This is a genomic window from Desulfurivibrio alkaliphilus AHT 2 (assembly GCF_000092205.1).
GTDB lineage: Bacteria > Desulfobacterota > Desulfobulbia > Desulfobulbales > Desulfurivibrionaceae > Desulfurivibrio > Desulfurivibrio alkaliphilus.
In genome coordinates this window covers 2,955,896-2,980,743 of record NC_014216.1, presented here as the reverse complement: position 1 = coordinate 2,980,743, position 24,848 = coordinate 2,955,896, and the positions used below count along the sequence as shown (strand labels likewise).

The 24,848-nt window shown below is 62.1% G+C and carries 24 protein-coding genes and 1 tRNA gene; 9 read left to right on the top strand and 16 right to left on the bottom strand.

The window, feature by feature from the left end:
* Nucleotides 1-25 precede the first annotated feature (25 nt).
* The 3 genes from DAAHT2_RS13005 to DAAHT2_RS14115 all read left to right on the top strand — a co-directional run bounded on the left by DAAHT2_RS13005 (nt 26) and on the right by DAAHT2_RS14115 (nt 5,194).
* Nucleotides 26-1,486 (top strand): dicarboxylate/amino acid:cation symporter, encoded by a 1,461-nt coding sequence (locus tag DAAHT2_RS13005; RefSeq protein ID WP_013164740.1) that lies wholly within the window; start codon nt 26-28, stop codon nt 1,484-1,486.
* Between the two features lie 147 nt (nt 1,487-1,633).
* Nucleotides 1,634-2,479: a phosphate/phosphite/phosphonate ABC transporter substrate-binding protein gene (locus DAAHT2_RS13000; protein ID WP_013164739.1), complete on the top strand. Its 846-nt coding sequence runs from the start codon at nt 1,634-1,636 to the stop codon at nt 2,477-2,479.
* Nucleotides 2,480-2,497: 18 nt separating this feature from the next.
* Nucleotides 2,498-5,194, top strand: coding sequence for a PAS domain S-box protein (locus DAAHT2_RS14115; protein ID WP_013164738.1), 2,697 nt, complete (start codon nt 2,498-2,500; stop codon nt 5,192-5,194).
* Between the two features lie 18 nt (nt 5,195-5,212).
* Here DAAHT2_RS14115 and DAAHT2_RS12990 read toward each other — a convergent pair whose 3' ends face one another.
* From DAAHT2_RS12990 to hpt, 5 genes are all read right to left on the bottom strand, one after another.
* Nucleotides 5,213-6,430, bottom strand: coding sequence for a hypothetical protein (locus tag DAAHT2_RS12990; protein WP_013164737.1), 1,218 nt, complete (start codon nt 6,428-6,430; stop codon nt 5,213-5,215).
* Nucleotides 6,431-6,499: 69 nt separating this feature from the next.
* Complete coding sequence (locus tag DAAHT2_RS12985; protein ID WP_013164736.1) at nt 6,500-7,639, bottom strand: SPFH domain-containing protein; 1,140 nt, start codon at nt 7,637-7,639, stop codon at nt 6,500-6,502.
* A gap of 84 nt (nt 7,640-7,723) precedes the next feature.
* A tRNA-Arg gene (locus tag DAAHT2_RS12980) sits at nt 7,724-7,800 on the bottom strand.
* Nucleotides 7,801-7,890: 90 nt separating this feature from the next.
* Nucleotides 7,891-9,372: an aminotransferase family protein gene (locus DAAHT2_RS12975; RefSeq protein WP_013164735.1), complete on the bottom strand. Its 1,482-nt coding sequence runs from the start codon at nt 9,370-9,372 to the stop codon at nt 7,891-7,893.
* Nucleotides 9,369-9,911 (bottom strand): hypoxanthine phosphoribosyltransferase, encoded by a 543-nt coding sequence (gene hpt / locus DAAHT2_RS12970; RefSeq protein ID WP_013164734.1) that lies wholly within the window; start codon nt 9,909-9,911, stop codon nt 9,369-9,371. Before hpt ends, DAAHT2_RS12975 begins: the two co-directional genes overlap by 4 nt.
* Nucleotides 9,912-10,021: 110 nt before the next feature.
* Here hpt and rd point away from each other — a divergent pair, with 110 nt between their 5' ends.
* A complete protein-coding gene (rd, locus tag DAAHT2_RS12965) occupies nt 10,022-10,183 on the top strand; it encodes a rubredoxin (RefSeq protein WP_013164733.1) in 162 nt (53 codons plus the stop codon).
* A 7-nt stretch (nt 10,184-10,190) separates the two neighbouring features.
* Here rd and mnmE read toward each other — a convergent pair whose 3' ends face one another.
* The 10 genes from mnmE to DAAHT2_RS12915 all read right to left on the bottom strand — a co-directional run bounded on the left by mnmE (nt 10,191) and on the right by DAAHT2_RS12915 (nt 19,150).
* Nucleotides 10,191-11,708, bottom strand: coding sequence for a tRNA uridine-5-carboxymethylaminomethyl(34) synthesis GTPase MnmE (gene mnmE / locus DAAHT2_RS12960; RefSeq protein WP_245526850.1), 1,518 nt, complete (start codon nt 11,706-11,708; stop codon nt 10,191-10,193).
* 64 nt (nt 11,709-11,772) lie between these two features.
* Nucleotides 11,773-12,693: a Jag family protein gene (locus DAAHT2_RS12955; RefSeq protein ID WP_013164731.1), complete on the bottom strand. Its 921-nt coding sequence runs from the start codon at nt 12,691-12,693 to the stop codon at nt 11,773-11,775.
* 13 nt (nt 12,694-12,706) lie between these two features.
* The gene (gene yidC / locus DAAHT2_RS12950) at nt 12,707-14,389 is read right to left on the bottom strand and encodes a membrane protein insertase YidC (protein WP_013164730.1); all 1,683 of its coding nucleotides are present in this window, start codon (nt 14,387-14,389) and stop codon (nt 12,707-12,709) included.
* A 21-nt stretch (nt 14,390-14,410) separates the two neighbouring features.
* On the bottom strand, nt 14,411-14,605 hold the full coding sequence (gene yidD, locus DAAHT2_RS12945) for a membrane protein insertion efficiency factor YidD (RefSeq protein WP_435051042.1): 195 nt from the start codon (nt 14,603-14,605) through the stop codon (nt 14,411-14,413).
* Between the two features lie 110 nt (nt 14,606-14,715).
* A complete protein-coding gene (rnpA, locus tag DAAHT2_RS14110) occupies nt 14,716-15,093 on the bottom strand; it encodes a ribonuclease P protein component (RefSeq protein ID WP_013164728.1) in 378 nt (125 codons plus the stop codon).
* 172 nt (nt 15,094-15,265) lie between these two features.
* Nucleotides 15,266-15,403, bottom strand: a complete 138-nt coding sequence (gene rpmH, locus DAAHT2_RS12935; protein ID WP_013164727.1) for a 50S ribosomal protein L34 — start codon at nt 15,401-15,403, stop codon at nt 15,266-15,268.
* Between the two features lie 188 nt (nt 15,404-15,591).
* Nucleotides 15,592-16,887, bottom strand: coding sequence for a glutamyl-tRNA reductase (gene hemA / locus DAAHT2_RS12930; RefSeq protein WP_013164726.1), 1,296 nt, complete (start codon nt 16,885-16,887; stop codon nt 15,592-15,594).
* A complete protein-coding gene (gene ccsB, locus DAAHT2_RS12925; RefSeq protein WP_013164725.1) occupies nt 16,877-17,692 on the bottom strand; it encodes a c-type cytochrome biogenesis protein CcsB in 816 nt (271 codons plus the stop codon). The genes hemA and ccsB overlap by 11 nt, the downstream gene beginning before the upstream one ends.
* Nucleotides 17,693-17,720: 28 nt before the next feature.
* Nucleotides 17,721-18,392 carry a precorrin-2 dehydrogenase/sirohydrochlorin ferrochelatase family protein gene (locus DAAHT2_RS12920; protein ID WP_013164724.1) on the bottom strand — a complete coding sequence of 224 codons (672 nt, stop codon included), beginning with the start codon at nt 18,390-18,392 and terminating at the stop codon, nt 17,721-17,723.
* 17 nt (nt 18,393-18,409) lie between these two features.
* Entirely contained in the window at nt 18,410-19,150 is a 741-nt protein-coding gene (locus DAAHT2_RS12915) for a PilZ domain-containing protein (protein WP_013164723.1), read from the bottom strand.
* A gap of 50 nt (nt 19,151-19,200) precedes the next feature.
* On the opposite strand from DAAHT2_RS12915, the gene DAAHT2_RS12910 reads away from it, so the two are divergent.
* The 5 genes from DAAHT2_RS12910 to DAAHT2_RS12890 all read left to right on the top strand — a co-directional run bounded on the left by DAAHT2_RS12910 (nt 19,201) and on the right by DAAHT2_RS12890 (nt 23,298).
* Nucleotides 19,201-19,446 carry a hypothetical protein gene (locus DAAHT2_RS12910; protein ID WP_013164722.1) on the top strand — a complete coding sequence of 82 codons (246 nt, stop codon included), beginning with the start codon at nt 19,201-19,203 and terminating at the stop codon, nt 19,444-19,446.
* 167 nt (nt 19,447-19,613) lie between these two features.
* Nucleotides 19,614-21,389 (top strand): UbiD family decarboxylase, encoded by a 1,776-nt coding sequence (locus DAAHT2_RS12905; protein ID WP_013164721.1) that lies wholly within the window; start codon nt 19,614-19,616, stop codon nt 21,387-21,389.
* A gap of 327 nt (nt 21,390-21,716) precedes the next feature.
* Nucleotides 21,717-22,151: a hypothetical protein gene (locus DAAHT2_RS12900; protein ID WP_013164720.1), complete on the top strand. Its 435-nt coding sequence runs from the start codon at nt 21,717-21,719 to the stop codon at nt 22,149-22,151.
* Between the two features lie 3 nt (nt 22,152-22,154).
* Nucleotides 22,155-22,877 (top strand): pseudouridine synthase, encoded by a 723-nt coding sequence (locus DAAHT2_RS12895; protein WP_013164719.1) that lies wholly within the window; start codon nt 22,155-22,157, stop codon nt 22,875-22,877.
* 145 nt (nt 22,878-23,022) lie between these two features.
* Nucleotides 23,023-23,298 carry an HU family DNA-binding protein gene (locus tag DAAHT2_RS12890; RefSeq protein ID WP_013164718.1) on the top strand — a complete coding sequence of 92 codons (276 nt, stop codon included), beginning with the start codon at nt 23,023-23,025 and terminating at the stop codon, nt 23,296-23,298.
* A 153-nt stretch (nt 23,299-23,451) separates the two neighbouring features.
* On the opposite strand, the gene rimO is transcribed toward DAAHT2_RS12890, so the two are convergent.
* A complete protein-coding gene (gene rimO, locus DAAHT2_RS12885; protein WP_013164717.1) occupies nt 23,452-24,843 on the bottom strand; it encodes a 30S ribosomal protein S12 methylthiotransferase RimO in 1,392 nt (463 codons plus the stop codon).
* Nucleotides 24,844-24,848: the final 5 nt, after the last annotated feature.

Genomic DNA, 24,848 nt, shown 5'->3' with positions numbered 1-24,848 from the left:
CCAGCCGCTAAACTTGGTGTTTAAGATGTCTGTGATCAACGATCCCCTAACCGTACTGCAGCCACGGAACCTGAAATACCAGGCCGTCCGGCTGCACGGCTTCATCCGGCGGCGCCTCTGGCTGCAGGTGCTGCTGGCCATGTTCGCCGGTCTTGCCGCCGGCATCCTGCTGGGTCCCGGCGGCAACGTTCCCCCCGCCACCGCCAGGGTCATCACCAACTGGCTGGCCCTGCCCGGCCACGTCTTTCTAGCCCTGATCCAGATGATTGTCATCCCCCTGGTGATCGCCTCGATCATTCGCGGCATGGCGGCCAGCGAAGACATGACTCACCTGCGCAAACTGGGGGTGCGGGTGGGGCTGTTCTTTCTGGCCACCACCGTCATGGCCATCCTCATCGGAATCGCCGCCGCCCTGCTGATCAAGCCGGGGATCTATCTCGACAGCGCCATGGTACAGGCCGCCCTGGGCAGTGCCGCCACGGCTCTACCCACCGCCCCGGAGGGCATCACCCTGGAAACCCTGCCCGGCCGCATCGCCGATTTTCTGCCCACCAATCCCCTGCAGGCCGGCCTGGAGAGGGACATGGCCCAGGTGGTGCTGCTGGCGATTATCGGCGGTGTGGCCCTGGTCAGTATGCAGCCCAAGCAGGCCAAGCCGCTGCTGGAATTGCTGGGCTCCATCCAGGAGGTCACCATGGTGGTGGTGCGCTGGGCAATGTTTCTGGCCCCCCTGGCAGTATTTGGCCTGATTACCCAGATTACCACCCGACTGGGCCTGGACGCCCTGCTGGGAATGGGACTCTACGTGGCCACGGTGCTGTCGGGGCTGCTGGTGGTGATGTGCATGTACCTGCTGATTTTGCGTCTGGTCAGAAGGCAGTCGCCGCTGTTTTTTCTCCGAGCCGTACGGGATGCGCAACTGCTGGCCTTTTCCACCTCCAGCTCGGCGGCGGTGATGCCGCTGACCCTGAAAACCGCCGAAGACAAACTGGGGGTGCGCTCCTCCATCGCGCAATTTGTTATTCCCCTGGGCACCACCGTTAATATGGCCGGGACCGCCCTGTACCAGGTGGTGGCCACCCTCTTTTTAGCCCAGGTTTTCGCCGTCGAGGTGGGCCTTACCAGCCTGCTGCTGATCGTGGTACTGGCGGTGGGGGCCTCGGTGGGCTCACCCGGCACCCCGGGAATCGGGATTGTCATCCTGGCCATGCTGCTCACTTCCATCGGCATCCCCTCCGCCGGCATTGCCCTGATCATCGGGGTGGATCGCATTCTGGACATGAGCCGGACGGCGGTTAATGTTACCGGTGATCTGGTGGCGGCCACGGTGATGGATCGCTGGGTGGGCGGCACCCTGCGGGCTCGGGATCAGCGGCAAATCGAGCGGGCGCTGGAGAGTCGGCGCGAAATCTCCGGAGAAGACGTCATCACCACCGGCAGGGTCCAGGCCAAGCCCGACGGGGCAACCACAAAGGTTCCTGGTTAGTCGCAAAAAAACACTGGGCGAGATGACTTTACATTGCACTTTAAAAGCGCTATCGGTAAAATTTTATTGCTAGCCTGCCAAACACCACCACAGTAGCAGCCACAGCTTTTACTCAGCAACCACCCGAAGGATCTGCTTTTGCCACAGATGCTAAAAATTATTTTTTTCATCATGATCTCTTGCCTGGCCGCTGCTTCGGCGGCCCTGGCGGAACCGGTACGCCTGGGGGTTTTTCCCTATATCTCACCCAGCCAGATGGTCTCCCAGCTCACGCCTTTGCAGCGCTACCTGGAAAAGACCCTGGCCCGGGAAATCGAGATGCTCTCCGCCCCAGACTTTATGAGTTTTGTGGAACGCACCGCCCATGGCGATTACGACCTGGTAATTACCGCGCCCCACATGGGCCGCCTGGCCCAGCAGCGCGACGGCTGGCAACTGGTGGTGATGTCCGGCCAGCAGACGGCCACCGTCATTCTGGTGCCCCGCGCTGCGGGAATTAAAACTCTTAAAGAGTTGCGCGGCGGCAAAATGGCGGTGGGTAACTGGCGTTCCGTGACCTGTATGCTGGCCAAGCAGGCCCTGGCCGAAGAGGGACTGACCCTGGGTGTTGACGTGGAAGTGATTGAAACCGCTACCTTTTCCAACGTGGTCAGCGCCCTGCTGCACGGCGAGGTGGAAGCCGGCGCTACCCCGACCCTGCTCTGGGACCAGTGGGCTTATGTTAACGAAGAACAGCGCCGGCAACTCCACGAACTTTTTCGGGCGCCGCCACCCACCCCCCACTCTTTCCTGGTCATGGCCCCGCCAACCATGGCGGCGGCAGAGGTTGAAGATTTACGCCGGTCACTGCTGGCCTTCGGCGACACCCCGGCTGGCCGAAAGTTTTTTGTGCAGAGCCAATACCACTCCTTCCTGCCCCCCGACGAGCAGGCCATGGCCTTAAGCGACCCCTTTGTCCACGTCCTGTTGCCGGACGCAACACTAACCCCCTGATTGTGTAAGGCTTGAACCATGCCCCTGGCAACCCTGGACAACCTCACCGGCCTGGCCTGGTGGCGCTCGCTGCGCTTCAAAGTGGTGCTGGTGGTGATGTTGACCATCGCCTGCACGCTGGGGGTGGTCCTGGCCAACAGCCACCGCCTGGCCACCGATGCCCTGGAGGCGCAAACCAAGGCACAATTGGACGCCCTGCAACCCCTGCTGAACGCCTCCCTGGCCGCTCGGGTATTCCAGCGCGATCACAGCGAAATCAACAGCATCGTCCAGCAACTGGTGCTCTCGCCCGACACCGAAATCAACTATATTGTGGTGGAAAATCTGCGTGGTGAGATCCTGGCCGCCGCCGGGGACGACACCCGCCTCCCCGCGCCGGACAGCTCGGTGCTGACAGCCCTTGATGATCTGACCTACCATGCCCAAATGGACCTCACCCTGGCCGGGGAAACCCGGGTCGGGACGGTGCGCTTCGGGTTGTCGCTGGCCGGTCTGGCCGGCTTGCGCAGCCAGGTTCTTTACCAGAGCCTGCTGATCACCGCTCTTACCCTGCCCCTGGCCCTGCTGCTGCTGCTCTGGGGCGGCCATCTGGCAAGCCGCAAAATCAACGGACTGCTGACCGCCACCCGGCGGATCATCGGCGGCGATTACAGCCAGGCGATAAAAACAGACAGCCGCGACGAGATCGGGCTGCTGGCCGCCGCCTTCAACCACCTGCAGGAAAGTGTGGCCCGCCAGATCAACGAGTTGGAAATACGCAACCGGCAGCTGCATCGGCTGTCGGAGGAAAACAGCCGGCAACTGGCCAGCCTGCAGGTCAGCGAGGCGCGTTATCGCACCATTTTCAACGCCCCCAGTGACGCCATTTTCATCCATGAATCCCCCAGCGGCAGAATCACCGACGTAAACCGGGCGATGCTGGCAATGTACGGCTTCAGTTACGAGGAAGCACTGAGCTTGACGGTGGCCGATGTCAGCGCCAACGTGCCACCCTACACCATGGAGGAGGCAGGTCGCAAAATCACTGCCGCCATCAACCAGGGCCCGCAACGCTTTGAGTGGCATGCCCGGAGAAAAAACGGCGAGCTCTTCTGGTCGGAGGTATCGCTGCGGCTGGCCAGCTTCAACGACCAGCAGTTTGTAATTGCGGTGGTACGTGATATCCATGACCGGAAGATGGCCGAACAGGCCTTGGCCAACGAGAAAGAACGGCTGGCCATTACCCTGCAGAGCATCGGTGACGGGGTAATCACCACCGACCGCCAAGGGCGCATCATGCTGCTCAACAACCTGGCCAGCCAGCTCACCGGCTGGAGTGCCGAAGAAGCCGCCGGGCGCCCGTTGCCGGAGGTTTTTCAAATCATTAACGAACGGACGGGAGAGAGCTGCCAAAATCCGGTGGACCAGGTGTTGGCCAGCAGGAGGACTATTGCCCTTGAAAACCATACCGTGCTGATCGGCAAGGACGGCAGCCGGCGGCCCATCGCCGACAGCGGGGCCCCGATCCACGACCAGGAAGGTGAGATTATCGGCGTGGTGCTGGTGTTCCGGGACATGACCGAGCATCAACGCCTGGAAAAAGAGCTGCTCAAGGTCAAAAAGCTGGAGTCGGTGGGGCTGCTGGCCGCAGGCATTGCCCATGATTTCAACAACCTGCTCACCGCCGTCATGGGCAATATCGACCTGGCCCGCTTTTTACTGAAAAAAGAGCAACCTGACGCCGAGCAACTGCTCAACCTGCTGGCCGACTCCAAAAAAGCCGGCCTGCGCGCCCAGGGGCTGACCCAGCAACTGCTGACCTTCGCCCGCGGCGGCGACCCCATCCGCAAGCTCGCCTCCCTGGTGGCGGTAATCAAAGATTCCGCCGCCTTCGTGCTGCGGGGCAGCGGGGTTAGCTGCGAGTACCAGATTGCCGACGACCTCTGGCTGGCGGAAATCGACCAGGGGCAAATCAGCCAGGTGATCCAGAATATCGTGCTCAACGCCCGCCAGGCCATGGGCGAAAACGGGCGGCTGCTGATCGGCGCTTGCAACCTGGCCGAAAACGAGGCGCCAGGGCCGCGCCGGCCGGGCAAATTTGTCGCCATCACCATCAGCGACAACGGACCGGGGATTCCCCAGAAAGACCAGGAACTGATTTTCGACCCCTACTACACCACCAAGGAGAACGGCAGCGGCCTGGGACTGGCCATTTGCCATTCCATTGTCAGCAAACACGACGGCTATATCGAGATTGCCTCCGAGCCTGGCACCGGCACCACCTTTACCATTTTGTTACCCGCCAGCCGGCAAAGCCTGCCGCCTACAAAACCTGCCACCGCACCGGAGCAGCAGCGGCAAGCCAGGATTCTGGTCATGGATGATGAAGAGATGGTCCGCCGGGTGCTGCAGCAGACCCTGGAACACCTGGGGCACCAGGTCAGCACCGTGACGGACGGCAAGCAGGCCCTGGAGGCATACCGGGCCGCCCGCGACGCCAACAACCCCTTCGACCTGGTAATCATGGACCTGACCATCCCCGGCGGCATGGGCGGTCAGGAAGCGGTGCAAAAGCTGCACGCGCTGGACCCCAAGGCCCGGGTGGTGGTGGCCAGCGGCTACGCCGACAACCCGGTGCTGGCCGACTACCAGGCGCACGGCTTTGCCGCCCGGCTGAACAAGCCGATCATGCTGGCCGACCTGCAACGGGTAATGCAACAACTTTTGGCCGACTAACCCTCCGGCAACGGGCGGTTACAGGGCGCGACCGTACTCCAGGGCCCGACGGTTGACCAGCACTCCGGTCTGCTCCTGATGCAGTTCGTAACCGGATGTTAAAAAGGGCAGCAGGTAGAGCCGAACGTCACCGATGGCAAAAGCCAGTTCCGGCAAGGCGGGATATACCTCGCGGCGGTTAACGGTTAAATTGGCCAGGATGGGCACCAGGCTCTGGATCGCCTCCCCCTGGGGGAGGGTAACCGAGGGCAGCTCACCGGCCGGTAGCGCCTCGACCTGATCGAACTCCGGCTTGGCCAGGGTAAGCCGGGCCGCCAGCTGCAGATAAAGATCCGGCCTGATCTTGAAGGCCGGAGCCCAGAACCGTAAAGGCAGCCCCTCCCAGTCGGGCTGGACCACCCTGGGCTGGTTGGTGAGGCGGATCAGGTCGGCATGGCTGGCCAGGGGCAACGGCGACCCCGCCGCCTCAATACGCCAGAACGGCAGGTAAAGCACCTCCCGGCGGCGGGAAGGCACCAGCGTGTATACCAAGGGGTTAAAACGACCATCCCGGAACCACCAGGCACTGACACAATTACGGCAGAAAAGGACATTGGTGTCCCGCGGTCCCTCCAGGTTCCAGCCGCAACCGGGGCAGATGGTGGCCAACTGGTGCAAGCGCCAGGCCGGCTCCGGTTCCCGCAAGGCGGCGACGTCCTCCTCCGCCTCATCCGCCGTTCCCGGCAACGGGGTACCGGCAACGGCATCGAAAAACTTGCGACCCCGGCGGGCAATGGGCAGGTAAACCAGTTGCACGCTTTCCCCGATCAGGGCCTGGTGAAAAACGGTGCCGGCCACCGGGCTCATGTTGCGGCCCAGCCAGGCGAGCACCTTATCCGTGGTTAACCGATTACCCAGAAAGTTGCCGGTGGAGGGCGCGGCAAAGCGCATTGGCAGCGCCTGGGTCCGCACACTGAGGTTGGGCGGCAGGAAAGGAAGTGTAACCCCCGGCAGGGAGTGGTTGCCGATCCTGCCCGCCACCCCCTTTTCCGTGCAGGAGTACAAACAGCCCCGGAAATGCAGGTAGGGCACCTGGAGCAACTCGTCAAACCCGGGCCGGGCCGGCAGGGTCAGCCGAAAATAGTCGCTGCCGGCCAGGTAGGTGCTGACGTTGCAATAGCCGCAGGTCACCAGATGATCGGTCTCCTGCAGGGCAATGGGACCGCCGCACTGGCGGCATTCCAGAACCAGTTCCATGGATTAAAGGCAACCTCCCCCGGCAGTTGGCCGGACCGGCTTGCATTAAGCCCTTTTTGCAACAGGCTGTTAGAGGCGTTCTCCGCATTGATTGCAGAACATTGAGCCGGGCAGATTTTCCGCCTGGCAGCGGCCGCAGACCGGCGCCGGGGGCGCGGTATCGCTGGGCTGGCCGCACTGAGGACAGAAGCGGGCGTTGGGGGTCAGGTTCTTGCCACAGTGCTGGCACTGCTGCAGGACCACCTGCTGGTGCCCGCAATGATGACAAAACCGGGCCTCGGCGGGAATCACCCCCCGGCATTCGGCACAGTTGCTCTGCGACGGGGCGGCGGTGGCGGCGCCACTCCCCTGGTGAGCCGCCTGCGGCTGCAGGGCGGAGGAAAACATTGAGGGCAGCATCAACCCCATGCCCATCCCCAGCCCGTTGCCGGCGGCCCCCTGGGATTCGGCGGCCTTTTCCATGGCCTGAGCCGCCTTGAGCTTCACCAGCCGGTCCAGGTCACTGATTACCCCCAGCCGGCTCTTGTCGTCGATGGTCTTCTGAACCTCGGGGGGCGGCGTGATGGAGGTGATGTAGAGCCGGTTCAAGGCCAGGCCCAGGTGGGAAAAGTCCTCCTGCAAGCGTTCCTGCAGGCCGGCGGAGAGCTCTTCGTAACGGCCGGGCAAATTAAAAAGAGTGTCCAGTTCACTGCCCAGATGGTCGTTGAAGCGGGAGACGATCACCCGCTTGAGATATTCTTCAATCTCGGCGCTGCTGTAGCGCTGCATGGTACCGACCAGGGTGCTGATAAAGAGGGCCGGCTGCACGATCTGCAGATTAAACACCCCGTGGGCCCGCAAGCGAATCAGGCCCAACTCGCTGTCCCGGAAGGCCACCGGATCGCGGGTGCCCCATTTCAGGTTGGGAAAGATCTTGAGGTTGGTAAAGTAAATCTCGGTGCGCAGGGGGCTGGTCATGGCCCAGGGAGCGGCCAGGATCTTGGTTAAAATCGGGATATTGGCGGTGGTCAGGGTGTGGCGGCCGGGGCCGAAGGTGTCACAGGCCTTGCCCTTGTAAAAAAAGGTGGCCGCCTGGGTCTCCCGGACAATCAACTGGGCGCCGAATTTGATTTCCCCCGAGCCCCGCTCGGGGATGCGATGGGCCAGTTCAACCCCATCGTGGTCAAACCACTCAACAACCTCAAGGAAAACCACATTGTCAGAACTCATGGCCGCCTCCGGGTGACAGGATAAAAAAATGGGGTATACGCAACAATATCAGAGCCGCCGTGGTGTTCCGGCGGCGTTTTTTCCTGGTGCGCCCGGCAGGATTCGAACCTGCGACTCCCGGCTTCGAAGGCCGGTGCTCTATCCAGCTGAGCTACGGGCGCCAAGCCCGCCGACGCTTATGCCGCCGGCGGGACCGCGATGGTTGTACAGCCTTGCTTACTCCTTTATTTCGGCCCGTTTGCCCAGGGCTGTCATGCACCGGCTATATTGGCCGGATTGCTCAGAACTTGCCACATTTTTTCGGTAATGGTGCTGATTTCTTCCCGGGTGGTGCTTAACGGCAGCCAGAGGTAGACGATGTTGCCCAAGGGGCGCAGCAGCAGACCCTGTTCCAGGCCGGCCAGGAAGATGGGCCAGCCCACCCGCCGGCTGGCCGGATAGGGGCGTTTAGTGGCCCGATCCTCCACCAGTTCCAGGGCGGCAATCATCCCCAGGCGGCGCAGATCGCCCACCCAGGGCAACTCCTTGAACCGTTCCAGGCAGCGATCCAGATGAGCCATTTTGGCGGGCAGGCCGGCCATGGTCTGTTCCTGGGCAAACACCGCCAGCGAGCCCAAGGCCGCCGCTGCCGCCAAGGGGTTACCGGAGAAGGTGTGGCCGTGGAAAAAAGTCCGATTCTCGCCGTACTCGCCATAAAAAGCCTGGTAAATCTCATCGCTGGTCATGGTCACCGCCATGGGCAGCATGCCGCCGGTCAGCCCTTTGGAGAGGCAGAGGAAATCCGGCGTCACCCCGGCGGACTCCAGGGCAAACATGGTGCCACTGCGGCCAAAACCCACCGCCACTTCGTCAAAGATCAGGTGCACCCCGTAGCTTCTGGTCAACTCGGCAGCCCGCCGCAGCCAAGTGGCGGGATAGATAATCATCCCCCCGGCGGCAAGGATTCTGGGTTCCAGGATCAAAGCGGCGATCCGTTCCCCCTCGGCGGCCAGCAACTGGGCCAGCGGCTCAAGGCACTGGCAGTCGCAGCGCAACACCTCTCCGGCCACCCCGAAGGGTTCATCCCGGTCCGGCGCACCCGCCGCCGACGGCGGTGCCGGCGAGTCAGCTTCGCCGGTCGCCAGGCCGGCGCCGGCACCACCGGCAATCTTCAGCGGCGGCAATTGCCCGGCCGGACAGCGGTAACAATTGGGGGGCGGCAGCCGGTGGGAGGGAAACATCAAGTGGGCAAAGGCCTGGTGGAACTCCGGCACTCCCCCTAGACTCATGGTGCCGATGGTGTCGCCATGATAACCGCGCTCCAGCGCCACCAGCTCCCGCCGCTGGGGTTGCCCGCTCTGCTGCCAGTACTGCAGCGACATCTTCACCGCCACCTCACAGGCGGTGGAACCGTTATCGGAATAAAAAACCTTGCTCAAGCCCGGCGGGGTAAGCTCCACCAGCTTGGCCGCCAGCCGGATCGCCGGCTCATGACTGATCCCCGCCAGCAGCACCTGATCCAGCCGCGCAAGCTGCTCCCGAACATAGTGCTGCATGGTGGGATGGCTGTGGCCATGGACAATGCACCACCAGGAAGAGATGGTATCGAAATACTCCCGCCCCTGCCGGTCGTACAACCTTATCCCTTGGGCCCGGTCGACCAGCAGCAGATCACGGTGGGCGTAATCGTGCATCTGGGTGAAGGGGTGCCAGAGGAAGTTCCGGTCCTGCTGCATCAAGCAATCATCATTCATTTTTCCAGATGTTCCTCACTAAGCCGGTAAATGGCCGGATACTGGCGGTGCTGTTCGCCGTAATCGAGGCCGTAGCCGATCAGAAAGCCGTGGGGGACCACAAACCCCGGGTAATCCACCGCCACCTCCACCTCCCGGCGCTCGGTTTTGTCAATCAAGGCACAGACCCGCAGTGAGGCCGCCCCCCGCTGCCGCAAGTGGTCGCGCAAACAAGCCAGGGTCCGGCCGCTGTCCACAATATCTTCCACCAGCAGGAGATGGCGGCCGGCCAAAGGCTGCTCCACCTCTTTGCTCAGCCGCACCGTCCCGCTGGAAGATGATCCCTGCCCGTAGCTGGCGGCCCGGATGAAATCCACCGTCACCGGCACCGACAAGGCCCGCACCAGGTCGGCGGTAAAAATGAAGGCACCATTCAAGACCCCCACCACCAGGAGCTCGCGCCCTTGATAATCGGCGGAAATTTGCCTGCCAAGGGCCGCAATCCGCAAAGCGATCTGCTGGGCGCTGAACAATGTTTCTCCCGGGGGCATCAATCCCATTCTCAACCCTCTGCGCTCCGGCGCTTTTAGTTGGTAAGTGATTTTTGCTTGACGCTCGCCCTCGCCCTGGCGCATTATGAACAAAGTTCATAATATAAGGAGGTGAGATCATGCAAAAGTATGAATGTAACGTTTGCGGCTATATTTACGACCCGGAGACGGGTGATCGCGAAAACGGCATCGAGCCGGGCACGGCCTTTGCCGAGCTGCCGGAAAACTGGAGCTGTCCGATTTGCGGGGCCGACAAAAGCCAGTTCTCTCCCATCGACTGAGCGATTACTATTTCCCGATACAAAAGCTTGAAAAGATGGTGTCCAGCAACTCCTCGCTGCCGACCTCCCCGATGATCTCGCCGAGACTGCCCAGGCACGCCTGGAGCTCCACCGCCAGCAGTTCCGGCGCCAGCCCCGCCGCCAGCCCTTGCTGAACTCGCTCCAGCGCCGGCAGGGTCCTGGCCAGGGCGGCCCGGTGGCGGGCGTTGGGTACGCAGGCATAGCCGGGATCGCGGGGCTCATCACCGCTGATCAGGCGAAAGACCAGATCCTCCAGTTGCTCCAATCCGACCCGAGCACGGGCCGAAATCCCGGTCAGCTCGCGGCCGGGGAAGCGGTGGCGCCAGGCCGCCAGGGCCGCCTCTGCGGCGGCCGGGGAAGCGTCGCCCAGCAGATCAAGCTTGTTGACCACCACCAGCACCTTCTTCTCCCGCACACTGTCAAACAGGGCCATATCTTCCGAGCTCGGCTCGCTGCCGGCCTCCACCAGCAGCAGCACCAGGTCGGCCTCGGCCACCCGGCGGCGGGAGCGCTCAATGCCGATGCCTTCGACCTCTTCCGTGGTCTCCCTGATGCCGGCGGTGTCGACAATCCGCAACGGCATCCCGTGGATATTGAGGCACTCTTCGATGGTATCCCGGGTGGTGCCGGGAATGGCCGTGACAATGGCCCGTTCATCCTGCAGCAGGGCGTTGAGCAGGCTGGATTTTCCCACGTTGGGGCGGCCCAGGATAACCACCGTGGCGCCCTCGCGGAAAATCCGGCCCCGGTCGGCCCGTTCCAGCAGTTCCTGCAGGGGCTGGCGCACCTCAAGCTCCAGGCGGCGGCCTAACGCGGCCGTATCGATGATTTCGGCATCTTCATCGGGAAAGTCGATGGCCACCTCCACCACCGCCAGCACCTCCAGCAGGGCCCGGCGCACCGGTTCAAGCTGCTGCTGCAACCCGCCCTGCAACTGGCTCATGGCCAGGTTCAGCCCTTCCCGGGTGCCGGCGTTAAGCACATCCAGCACCGCTTCGGCCCGGGTTAAATCGATGCGGCCGTTAAGAAAGGCCCGCTTGGTAAACTCCCCGGCCTCGGCGGCCCGTACCCCTTCCCGGGCCAGAATCAGGCCCAGAATCTCCCGCAGCACCACATAGCCGCCATGGCCGTGGATTTCCACCACGTCTTCGCGGGTATAGGTGGCCGGCGCAGCCATATAAACCGCCATCACTTCATCAAGCGGCCGCCCGCTCTCGGGCTCGACAATCCAGCCGTAACGCAACTGATGACTGCGCCCGGATGCAACCTCCCCCCGGGCCGGGCGAAAGAGTTGCAACAGTATCTCCCGGGCACGGCTCCCGCTGATCCGGATAATCCCGATCCCCCCGGCCCCGGGCGGGGTGGCAATGGCGGCAATGGTGGCCTGATCAAAGTCGGCAAATGATTCCATAAAAACAAAAACCGGGAAAACCCGGCCAACAATAAAATAATCCTCAAGAGAAGAGGCAGCAGACAGCCCGGCGTAATCGGGGACAGTTTTCAAAACTGTCCCCTCATCAAGCCGGGCTGATCGCCGCCAGCTGGAGAGCCGCGCAGCCGCTTACGAGTTAGCGTTTGCGGCGCCGCCGACCTTTACCCGGGGGATGCACCAGCACTTTCTTGAACACCCCCTCCCCTACACTGCGGCTGCGCACCTCGGGGTCATCCTGCAGCGCCAAGTGGACAAGGCGCCGTTCCGCCGGGCCCATGGCCGCCATGGTCCTGGTTTTACCGGTACTTTTCACCTCTGCGGCCAACTCGCGGGCCCGGGCCTGCAAAGACTCCCGCCGTTCGGCTCTAAACCCGGCGGCATCCAGCTCCAGCGCCACCCTTTTGCCCAGTTGCTTGCTTACCATCTTGCGCAACAGATACTGCAGGGCCTCCAGGGTTTGCCCTTGGGGGCCGACCAATTGTTCCCTCCGGGAGGCATCGCCATCCACCTGCAAATCGGCCAGCAGCTTACCGCCGTTCTCGTCCTGCTGCAAATGAACCGCCGCCGGGCCGACACTCAACTCCAAAAGCCGGGCGATGGTGCTTTGCACCGCCGCCAATTCAGCATCATTCAAAGGCTCCACCGGACTGCGCGACCCCGCCTCGGCCGGCGCCGGGGCCGATGCCTTGGCAGCGGCAGCGGGAGCGGCTTGTTCCTGGTCGACCGGTTCGGGCTGCTCGGCGGTGTCCTCCCGCCGCTCGGCTTGAGCGGCAGCCTTGGCCTCCATCACCTTGGCCACAGTCTCCTTGGCCACAGTCGCCTTGGCCACAGTCGCCTTGGTCGCCCCATTGCCCACGGCGCTCTCATCCGCCATGCCCGAATCCGGCCGCAAACGCACCCGGACTACGGCCTGACGCCGCCCCAGGCCGAAGATGCCCGCCGAGCCGGTGCTGATCACCTGAATTTCCAAGGCCTCACGGGCAACCCCCAAAGCACTGCAGGCACCGGCAATGGCCTGTTCAACATCGGCGCCCTTATATTCCATCAATGCACTCATCGCAAGCCGTCCTCTAGTCTTTCTGGCGATAAATCATATACTGCTGGGCAATGGTCAAGACGTTGTTGATGAACCAGTAAAGGACCAGCCCCGAGGCAAAATTAAGAAACAGGAAAAAGAAAACCACCGGCAGAAAAAGCATGATCCGCGCCTGCATGGGATCGGAAATGGGGGTCATTTTCTGCTGTACGAACATGCTCAGGGCCATCAGCAGGGTCAAAACCGGGATCCCGCCCAGCCAGGGAATATCAAAGCCGATGTAGAGCCGGTCCGGCGCGGAAAGATCGTTGATCCAGAGCATAAAAGGGGCATGGCGCAACTCGATGGACTGCAGCAGCACCTTGTAAAGGGCGAAGAAGACCGGAATCTGCAGCAGCATGGGCAAGCATCCCCCCAGGGGGTTGACCTTGTAGGTCTGGTAAAGCTTGAGCATCTCCTGCTGCTGGCGCTGCCGGTCATCCTTGTATTTTTCCCGCAATTTTGTCATTTTGGGCTGGATCTTCTGCATCACCTTCATGGACTTCAAACCCTTCTGGGTCAGCGGCCAGAAGGCAGCCTTGATGATAATCGTCACCAGGATGATGGCCACCCCGTAGTTACCCACCAGGCCGTAGAGAAAGTGAAGCAGATAGAAGGTCGGCCGGGCCAGGAAATCGAACCAACCGAAATTGACCGCGCGGGCCAGATCGTGCCCCAGCTCATTGAGCAGGGTCAGCTTTTTAGGCCCGAAATAGACCATATAATCATAACGGTGCGCCCCGCCGGCGGGAATAATATCCGCCGCAGAAGCCAGCACGGTGGTTACCAGTTCATCGCGGCGGGAGGAAAAGTGGGCCGTGGCCTGGTCGGTGGCCAGGGGGATGATACTGGTAAGAAAATAGGAGTCATGGTAACCGGCCCAGCGAACCCGGCCGGTGAAGCTGCGGCCGGCCCGTTCACCGGCCAGATCCTTGACCTTGACCTGCTGCACCTCGTTGTCCACTAAAGCCGCCGGGCCGGTGAAGAGGAAATGTTCCAGAGGGTCGCCGGTTGCCACAAAGGGCCGGTTAACCAGGGTCAGGTAAGGCGCCCCCTGCAGGGGCACCTCGCCCCGGTTAACCACTTCCACTGCCACATCGATCAGGTAGTCGCCATCGCGGAAGGTGTAAGTGCGGATGAACTCCAGCCCCAGTGGCGACTGGGCCCGCAGGGTCAGGGTGCGCTCCTGCCCCTGCCCCACCACCAGCCGCTCGCGGTCGGCGGTATAGTGCAGCATTTCAGCCCGGGACGGCTCCACCCCCCAGGAAAAAAGCAGCGGCAGGCCATCATCGGGCTCCACCCGGATCAGATCCTTGGGCGGGGAACCGGGGTCCACCGTCTCCCTGAATTCGTTGAGCGTAAAACTTTGCAAGACCCCGCCGGCTTCGGAGATCACCGCCGTGTAGAGGCCGGTTTTCACCCGGATCTCCCGGGCCCGATCGGCAGGGTCGAGCAGGCTGGCAACATCCACCGGTCTTTGCGCCTCTTCCACCAAGGCCGGGTCGGCCAAATCGGCCGGGGAGAGGGCTTCGGCGGCCGGCGACCGCTCGGCGGCAACCCTCTCGGCCTCGCCGGGTGCGTCGGTCACCGGCGCGGGAGGCGGCATGAAGAGAAACTGGTAAATCAACAAAACCGCCATGGACAACACAATGGCGATCAGAGCACGATAATTATCCATAACCGAGGGATTCCTTAAGAGTTACTTAACCGGGTCAAAACCGCCGGGGTTGAAAGGATGGCAGCGCAGGATTCGCCTAAACGCCAGGTAGCAGCCGCGTAAAACCCCGTACCTGGTAATCGCCTCCAGGGCGTACTCGGAGCAGGTGGGGACAAAACGGCAACTGGGTGGAAAAAGCGGAGAGATGACCAGTTGGTAAAAACGCACGAGAAGCAGGCAGCCGCGACGCGGTAAGGCCCGCAAACCACCAGGGACAGGACTCCCGGAGTGAGATTTCACTTCGGGGGGCTGGCCGACAGGGCTGTTGGCGGAGTTTTCGGCCATCATCAACTCGCCCCCGGTTCCCGGCTCAAACCGGCCAGTTCCCGCCGCCCCGCAGTCGGCCGCCGCAACGCAGCCGCCACCGCCGCCGGGGAATCCGGCCTGAACCCCCGCCGCACAGTGAACACCAGCTCCAGGGAGGGAGACAACTCCGTCCGGTTCAGGCGGAAAAGCTCGCGGATAATCCGCTTGATCCGGTTGCGGCGCACCGCCGATTTAACCCCGGAGACGCTGATGCCCAGCCGGGGACCGACGGCATGGTCGGCCTCGCGGTAGACCAAGGCGAAACTATCCCCCCGCACCCGTCGACCCTGGGCGTAAATTCGCCGGTACTCGCCGGGTTTTCTAATCAAAGCGGACTTGGGCAGGGTATAGGATGCCATGTAAGCGTTCGCCAGGGGTATTAACTTACCGGTTTAACGGGCCGTAACCGCTCAGCCGTGCCGCAGGTTCGGGCAAGCGGCCAGGCGCGGCGTACCCCCTGTACGTAAGCCTGGCTGATCGCCCGAAGATGCGGTGCGGCTGAGCGGTTACGATGCCATGCGGCCGCCGGGCTTATACCGCCAGCCGCTTGCGACCTTTGGCCCGCCGGCGGTTGATCACGGCCCGGCCGTTTTTGGTGCTCATCCGCACCCGAAAGCCATGGGTCCGGTGCCGCTTGGTATTACTTGGTTGGTAGGTTCTCTTACTCATGATAAATCTTCCTCTGGCAATCGTTAAAAATGCCGGTGCCGGCCAAAGGGTTGACTGCCCCCAGGCACACCAGAACAAACATGATCAAAAAAGCGATAAACGGGGAAACTTATCCGACCGGCGCCGGTTTGTCAACGACGTAAAAATTTTCGCCGCCGCTCAGCAGACGGGCGCATCAGTGTGGCCGCTCACGGGCCAGCATCACCATTATCGCCGTTATCCAGGCCGAACACCTTGCGTAACAGCAGCAGATTTCTTCTCCGGTCCTCGGGGCGCTCAGCGCTCTTGAGAAACAGCATGGGGTGGTGCAGCAATTTATTGACCAGGGCGCCGCTCATTTTTTCCACCGCTCCCTGCTGTTCCGCCGTCAGCCCGGGCAGGGCCGCCAGGGTCCGGCTAAGTTCCGCCCGGCGCAGCTCATCGGCCCGGCGGCGCAGTTCGGTGATGGTCGGGGCCAACTCCATGTTCTCCAGCCACTGGAGAAACTTGATGGCCTCCTCCTCGACGATCCGCTCGGCCCGGTCCGCCTCTCGGCGCCGCTCCCCTTTGTTGACCTCCACCACTTGCTGCAAGTCGTCGATATCGTAGAGATAAATGTTATCCAGATCGTTCAGCCCCGGATCCAGGTCACGGGGCACGGCAATGTCGATCAGGAAAATGGGGCGGTTGTAGCGCTGCCGCATCAGCGGCGCCATATCATCCCGGCGCAAAATCAACTCCGGGGAACCGGTGGAGCTGATCAGAATATCGGCCTCGGCCAGCCTCGGCACCAGCTCGGCCAGGGAGGCGGCCTCGCCGTTGAAACGCCGGGCCAGGTTCACCGCCCGCTCCAGGGTACGATTGGCCACCACCACCTTGCCGATCCCCTGGGCCAGCAGGTGCTCGGCGGCCAGTTCAGCCATTTCCCCGGCCCCGGCCAGCAGCACCGTTTTGCCGGTGAGATCGCCCAAAATCTTGCGGGCCAACTGCACCGCAGCAAAGCTGATGGAAACGGCACTGCTGCCGATGCTGGTTTCGGTGCGTATGCGCTTGGCCACCGAAAAGGATTTGCTCAGCAGGCGATGCAAAATCGGGCCGGTGGCCTTATGCTCCATGGCCAGCCGGTAAGCGTCCTTGAGCTGCCCCAGGATCTGGGGCTCACCCAGGACCATGGAATCCAGGCTGGAGGCCACCCGAAAGACATGATTGATCGCCGCCTCACCGGTGCGCAGGTACGAGTATTTTTCCGCCTCGGCGGCACTCAAGCCGCTGCCGGCAAACAAAAAATCCCGCACCGCGGCGATGGTGGCCGCTTCGGGCTCCGCCACCAGCAACACCTCCACCCGGTTGCAGGTGGAGAGAAAACAGCACTCATCACAACCGGGGATTTCTTTAATCTGCACCAGGGGGTTGAGGCAATCACCGGAAAAGGCCATCTTTTCCCGAATCTCCACCGGCGCGGTCTGGTGGTTCACCCCCAGGCAGGAAATTTTCTCAGCCAGCATAGGTGTGCACCCCTCCCAGGAACAAATTGACGCCCCACAGGGTGAACAGCACCGCGGCAAAGCCGACGATGGCCATGATCGCCGCCCGCCGCCGCCGCCAGCCCACGGTAAAGCGCTGGTGGATCATGGAGGCGTAGATCAGCCAGGTGATCAACGACCAAACCTCTTTGGGGTCCCACTGCCAGTATGTTCCCCAGGCCTGGCGGGCCCAGAGTGAGCCGGTGACGATCCCCAGGGTCAACAGGGGAAAGCCGATGCTCAGGCAGTGCTGGTTGAGGTTGTCCAGGGCTTCCAGCGAGGGCAGCCGCTCGGAGAAAAAACCCATCCGCTTGCGCTTGATCTCCCGCTCCTGCAGCAGATACATCACCCCGCCGCAGAAGGCCAGGGCCAGAAAGGCGTTGGCCATCAGGGCGATCATCCCGTGCACCGGCAACCACCAGCTCTGCATGGCCGGCGGCAACTCCACCAGGCGGGCGGGGGAAAAAAGGGCCACCAGCATCAGCAGGGTAATCAGGGGAAGGACAAAGGCGGCAAAGTTTTTAACCCGGTAACGCCAGCGAAAGGCCAGATAGGCCATGGTCAGGGACCAGGCAAAAAATGAGACCGCCTCATGACTGCTGGCCACCGGGGTATGGCCGGCGGCAAAATAGCGCACCAGCAGGTAAACGGTATGCAACCCCGCCGCCGTCCCCAGCAGACCGCGGGCCATGAGGCGCAACCGCTGGTTAAGATTGAAAAAACAGACCAGGGCAGTGATGGTCGCCCCGAGGTACAGGGCAAAAACCGCCTGAAAAAGGATCTCCATAGCTTGCACCCTCAGAAAACTTGGCTAATCAGTACCCGCGTTGCAATTCGTTTACGCAGGCCAGCACTTCATCCCCACCCAAAGTGTTGTGGACATGTTCTTTTAACAGATCCCAGCGCTCCTCACGGATCCAGGCGGCCAGATCCGGAGCCACCAGGGCCTTGAAAAGGCGTTTATTTTCCCGGTGGTCACCGCCGCGGGCCAGCACCAGGGGCCGCAGGGCGGCCAGCAGTCGGAGCAGAATCTCATACTCCCGCCCGAAACTGCCCTCCAGCTGCCGCCGCAATTTGCCGGCCAGGGCCGGGCTGGCACCGCCGGTGGAAATCGCAATGGTCATCTCACCCCGCCGGACCACCGCCGGCAGGATCAGGTTGCACCACTTAGGCACATCGGCCACATTGAGCAACAGGTTGCCCTGCTCGGCCTCGGCGTGAACCCGGGCCTGCACCTCCTGGTCGTCGGTGGCGGCGATCACCAGAAAGGCGCCGGCCAGATCACCCTCCCGGTACTCCCGGGCCAGCCAGTCAATCTCTTCCGCCTCCCGGTACCGGGCCAGATTCTCCTGCAACTGCGGGCTGATCACCTTCACCGCGGCACCACAGGCCAACAGGCCCTCTACTTTTCGCCAGGCCACCTCACCACCGCCGACCACCACACAGCGTCTTTTTTCAAGTTGCAAACAAACCGGGAAAAACCCCATCAATCTAACCTCTTCCACTAATCCGCCATCCCTTTGCGAAGCATCTCCCTTTCCCGCAACCGGACATATTGCAGCAACTCTTTCTCTTCCGGTCCCTTGATCAAAAACTGCACCCCGAAACAAAGTTCCCGGCGATCATTATCGCAACTCCGCACCACCCGGCCTTCCCCGATTTTCACCTCCGCCTCTTTCTCGTCGGTGACGGGAAAGCGCATGATCATATCGGTGAGCAAATCGCCCAAGGGCAGGTAGACTTTGCGGCTGGGGCTGACAAACATCCCCCCGTTGGCGCTGATGTTCTCGATACCGAAATCCTTTAGCTCCCCGCGGTGCCGAAAGAGCACCCGACTGCCCCGGGGCGCGTCCACCCGGTAATTGTCCCGGCGCTGCAGCCGGACATACTTGGATGGCATGGTGGTGATCAGGCTATCGTCGGTCACCTCCAGCAACTCGACGACAAACTTATTCCACAACTGCGTCCGGTCCTTGAACAGGATCCTCAGGGGCTGGGATGACATCTCTGCCGGCCAGTCGTTGGGACGGTCCAGCACGATCCGGTGCTGGTCATACTCCAGCAGCACCACCTTGCCGGACTCGTAACCCTTGGCCACCACAATGCAAAAAATATGCTGGCGGATAATAGCGTTCAGTGCCTGTTGGATAATTTGCGGAGATCGGGTAGCATGGACCCCGTCCCCGAAATCGGCCCAACCATTGAGCAACGCCTTGTCTTCCGCAGAGGTGTCTTTTTTGACCATAAGCTGTTTTTTCGGCGCCGTAACCCCCGACCACCACAGGAGACAACAGAATGGACAACCCTCGTCCCACCCTCCCCCTTGAACAAATTTGTTTCGGGCTGGACCGGCCCACCGACGAGGCTTCACTGGCCGCCCTGATCCAGCGCTTTTCCCGGCCCGAACTGCTGGCCGCCCTGATCCCCCGCCTCAGCGACCGGGAGATCGCCGCCGTTCTTGATTTTTTAACGGCGATGATGCAAAAACATTTGAACGATGAAGAGTACCACCGGTTGTTCACCAGCGACAACCAGCCATAACCCGGACCGCGTCCAAAAGCCCTTCACCCGGCCGTGCGACCTGGTTGGCAACAGGCGGTGAACCGGACGAAGCCGACGCAGGGTGATATAGAAGGCTAGCACACTACCCATTTTTGCAGGCCGGCGCAAGATACAACTCCCAACCCCGACCAGGAGAAAAAAATACCATGAGCGAGCCAGTTATCCACGATCTGCGACAGTTTATTGAAATACTCCGCCGGGAAAAGGAAATCGTTACCATCGAAACCGAGGTTGATCCTTATCTGGAAATTGCCGAAATCCACCGCCGGGTGATCGCCGGCGGTGGCCCGGCCCTGTTTTTCAGCAAGGTCAAAGGCAGCGCTTTCCCGGTGGTGACCAACCTCTTCGGCTCGGCCCGGCGCATGGAACTGGCCTTTGGCCGCCGACCGATTAAATTTGTCCAGGAACTGGTGCATACCGTGGAAACCATGCTGCCGCCGACCTTAGGTAAGCTGTGGCAAAAACGTGGCCTGCTGCGCCAGGCGGCCGGTATCGGGCTGAAAAGAAACAGCCGGGCCCCGATTCTCGAAACCAGGCAGACCCCTCCCAGGCTCACCGATTTGCCCATGCTCACCTCCTGGCACAGCGACGGCGGCCCCTTTGTTACCCTGCCTCTGGTTTACACCGAAGACCCCTTGGGCCGGGGACACAACCTGGGCATGTACCGGATCCAGCGCCATGACGACACCACCACCGGCATTCACTGGCAGATCCACAAGGGAGGCGGCTATCACTACCACGAGGCGGAAAAACGCAACGAGGCACTGCCCATGACCTTGTACATCGGTGGTCCGCCGGCCCTGATGCTGGCGGCGATTGCGCCGTTGCCGGAAAACATTCCCGAGCTGCTGCTGGCCTCGCTGCTGCTGGGGAAAAAACTGCCCATGGCGGCCGATCCGGCCGGCGGTCACCCCCTGGTGGCCAACGCCGAATTTGCCGTCAAAGGGGTAGTGCCACCCCATGTGCGCCGCCCGGAAGGGCCCTTCGGCGACCACTACGGCTACAACTCCCTGACCCACGACTACCCGATCTTCCAGGCCCAGCGGCTCTACCATCGCAAAGATGCCATTTATCCCGCCACCGTGGTGGGCCGGCCCAAGCAGGAGGATTTTTTCATCGGCGATTTTCTCCAGGAACTGCTCTCGCCGCTGTTCCCGCTGGTGATGAGCGGCGTGCGCCAGTTGAAAACCTTTGGTGAAGCCGGCTTTCACTGCCTGGCCGCCGCCCGGGTCACCGACCGCTACCCTCGCGAAGCCTTTGCCTCCGGCCTGCGGATCCTGGGAGAGGGGCAGTTGTCGTTGACCAAATTTTTAATCGTCACCGACGGCGAACTGGACGTGGCCGATTTCCCGGCCCTGTGGCGCCACGTTTTGGAACGGGTGGATTGGCGCACCGACCTGTTTGTCTTTGCCAACGTCTCCCAGGACACCCTGGATTACACCGGCCCCTCGGTCAATTCAGGCTCCAAGGCGATGCTGCTGGGGCTGGGCCGGGAGCCCAAACGGGTGTTACCCGAGGACTTCCATGGCACCCTGCCCCAAGGCTGTGAGCGTGCCAAGGCCATGCTGCCGGGCACCCTGGTGGTCCAGGGGCAAAGCTATGAGCAGGAGCAAGAGCTACCCGCCCGCCTGGCGGCCCATGCCGACCTGGCGGAGTGGCCGGTGGTGCTCCTGGTCGACGACCTGGCAGGGGCCACGGTCAACCTGCAGGAATTTATCTGGACCTTTTTCACCCGCTTTGAACCGGCGGCCGATATTCACGCCGCCGGCTGTGAAACCGTACGCCGCTTCCACCAGGGCCTCACCCCCCCGGTGGTCTTCGACTGCCGGATGAAGCCCTGGTACCCGCCGGTACTGGAAGTGGACCCGGCCACCAAGGCCCTGGTGGACAGCAAGATCGGCAAAATCCTACCAGGATATTAAGCACCCCCTGATACAGGGCAACGTCAAAGTCACTGGTTGTGGCACCGGGGTGGGGGCCGCGAACCCCGTCCAGCCCCAAGCGACTTTGACGTTGCCCTGCCCCATGTTGCCTGCCTTAAAACAGTAAGCGGCCACGGCGTGCCCCAGGTTGCGGCAAGCAGACCGGTGCCGCGTACATCAGTACGCAAGCCGGGCTGATCGCCGCAAGATGGGGTGCCCCGTGGCCGCTTACGGCAGGTTTTGTTCATGTTTGACGGGGTGTTGACCGATGAGGTATATTGACGAACAACGGTGTTGGCGTGGAACCAGAACCCCCGAGGCAAACCGATGAAAATCAGCGATATCCTGCAGCAGCAAAACATCCCCGGCAGCGGCAAAAGCACCGGCCCCGGCAGCAGTGCCGATTTTGCCGCCATCCTGCAAAGCCACTTGCAGGGTGCCGGCAATACCGAACCGGCCACCGGCGTCCAGCAGACCACGGCAAGCAGCGGCCCGGTGCCGGCCCATTTGCGTTTGGAAAGCCTGGAGGTTTCGCAAAACACCATCGCCACCCTGGAGGCCTTCAGCAACGCCTTAAGCAATCCGGCGGTGCAAAGTGAAGAGCTGGAACCTTACATCAACGCCCTGGAAAACGAAGTGGCCGCCATGCTGGAACTGAAAGGCGAACTGCCAGCGCAGGACCCCCTGGCCAGAATCCTGGAAGAAGTGGCTGCCGTTTCCTACCTGGAAACCGCCAAGTACCGCCGGGGCGACTACCACTGATAAATGGCGGAGCGGCTGCAAAAATTTCTGGCCCGGGCCGGCATCGCCTCCCGGCGCAAGGCTGAGGAGTACATCGCCCAGGGACGGGTGCAGGTGGACGGCCGGCCGGTGGCCCAGATGGGCCTGACCATCGACCCGGAGCGCCAGCAGGTTACCTTCGACGGCCAACCGGTGCTGCCGCCGAGCCGGAAACTCACCGTACTGCTCAACAAACCCGCCGGTTACGTAACCACCATGGCCGACCCCCAGGGTCGCCCCATCGTCACCTCCCTGATCAACGAGCCGGGCTTACGCCTCTTCCCGGTGGGCCGCCTGGACCTGGACACCGAAGGGGCCCTGCTGCTGACCAACGACGGCGAACTGGCCCAGAACATTCTCCACCCCAGCCGCCAGATCAACCGCACCTACCATGCCACCGTAAAAGGCCGCCCCAACCGGGAGGCCCTGCAGCAACTGCGCCGGGGCATTATGCTGGAAGGCCGCCGCACCTGGCCGGCCCGCATCCGGGAGTTGCGCCGCAACCAGGAGAGCACCACCCTGGAGGTCATCATCCATGAGGGTCGCAAACGTCAGGTCCGCAAGATGTTTGCCGCCATCAACCATCCGGTGCTGCAACTAAAAAGAGTGGCCTATGGCGGCCTGCGCCTGGGCTCCCTGCCCACCGGCCGCTACCGCCGGCTCAGCCCCGAGGATCTCCAGTTGCTTTTCCGGCCGGGGAACAAATAAACCACCGGCGACACTTGCCCCACGATAAATATCTTTTGCATTCACCCCTCGAAAAAGATAGATATATTATAAAGCTTGATATTATTTCATGAGCCTGACGGGGCACCGTCACTGTTCCAGGGCCGGCAGCAAGGAGGTATGACCAATGAACAAGTCGGAATTGATCGAAGCCTTGGCACGCAACACCGAACTGCCGATCCGCGAGGCCGGAGCCGTAACCGGAACCATCCTGGAAGCCATGACGGCGGCCATGGCCAGGGGGGAAAACATCGAGATTCGAGGCTTTGGCAGTTTTGTGGTCAAGGAGTACGAATCGTACTACGGCCGCAACCCCAAAACCGGAGAAAAAATCAAAGTTCCGCCCAAAAGACTGCCTTTTTTCAAGGTCGGCAAGGAACTGCGGGAAAAGCTCAATCGCTGACGATACCGCAATCGTTCACCAAGGGCACTAACTTACCGTTTTAACGGGCCGTAACCGTTCAGCAGTGCCGCAGGTTGCGGCAAGCGAGACGGCGATGCGTACCTCAGTACGTGAGCCGGCTCGATCGCCGCAAGATGTGGTGCTGCTGAACGGTTACACGATGCCGCCCACCAGATCGTACGGGTGGGCCTCGCTGATCAGCACCCGGACCAGTTCTCCGGCCCGGCAGTTACCCTCGTTGATGTACACGCAGCCGTCGATTTCCGGGGCCTGAAACCAGGCGCGCCCTTCCAGCAGCAGCTCGGTTTCGCTGCTCACCCCTTCCACCAGCACCTCTTCCACCTGCCCCACCCGGGCCTGGTTGGCCGCCAGCGAAATCTCCGCCTGCAGGGCCATCAGGCGCTGGAACCGTTGCTCCTTGAGTTCTTCCGGCACCTGCCCCGGCAGGGTGGCGGCGGCACTGCCCTCTTCGTTGCAGTAAGTAAACATTCCCACGTGCTCCAACCGGCAATCGCGCAGGAAAGCGGCCAGGGCCTCGACGTCCTCTTCCCGTTCGCCGGGAAAGCCAACCATAAAAGTGCTGCGGATTACAGCTCGGGGGACCAGCCGGCGAACCCGGTCCACCAGTTCCCGAACCAGCGCCTCGCCATAGGGGCGGTTCATGGCCTTGAGCACCGGGTCGGCGACATGCTGGAAAGGCAGGTCGAAATAGGGCAGGATGCGGGGGTTGGCCGCCACCAGTTCCAGCAGCTCGTCGTTAACCCGGGAGGGGTAGAGGTAGAGCAGGCGGATCCATGGTACCTGGGCGGCCGGTAATTCCCGGTGCAGTTGGGCCAGCAAATCGGGCAGGCGGGGGCCGCCGGGCCCCAGATCCAGGCCGTAGGCGGTAAGGTCCTGGGCCACCAGGGTCAGCTCCTTTACCCCGGCGGCGGCCAGGGCCCGGGCCTCATGCAGGATGTCCGCCGGCCGGCGGCTGCGCAGTGGGCCGCGGATGGCGGGAATCATGCAGTAGGAACAGCGGTTGCCGCAACCCTCGGTAATTTTCAAATAGGCGCGATGGGCGGGGGTGGTCAGGCGGCGAGGAAGCGTGGCGTTGGGCAGAAAACGCTGGAGGTCGTCAACCGGGCGATAACGCAGGCTGTCGGCCGCCGGAGCACCGGCCGGCACAGAGCCAGACTCCGGCGCCGCCCGACCTTCCTCCAGGGCACGCAGCCGGGCGGCGATGCTGCTCACCTCTTCGGTGCCCAGAAAGAGATCAACCTCCGGTAATTCCTCGACCAGGCCGGAACCGTAGCGCTGCACCAGGCAGCCACAGACCACCACCCGCACCGCCGGGGATTTTTTCTGCTCGATCAGCCCCAGAATGGTATCGATCCCCTCCTCCACCGCCGATTGAATGAAACCGCAGGTATTTACCAGCAGCACATCGGCCTCGCCGGGCTCGGATACCGGGCGCAGGCCCTCTTCCACCAGTTGCCCCAGCATAAGCTCGGAGTCCACCAGGTTCTTGGGGCAGCCGAGACTGGTTAAATGTATGGTTTTCATGCTAA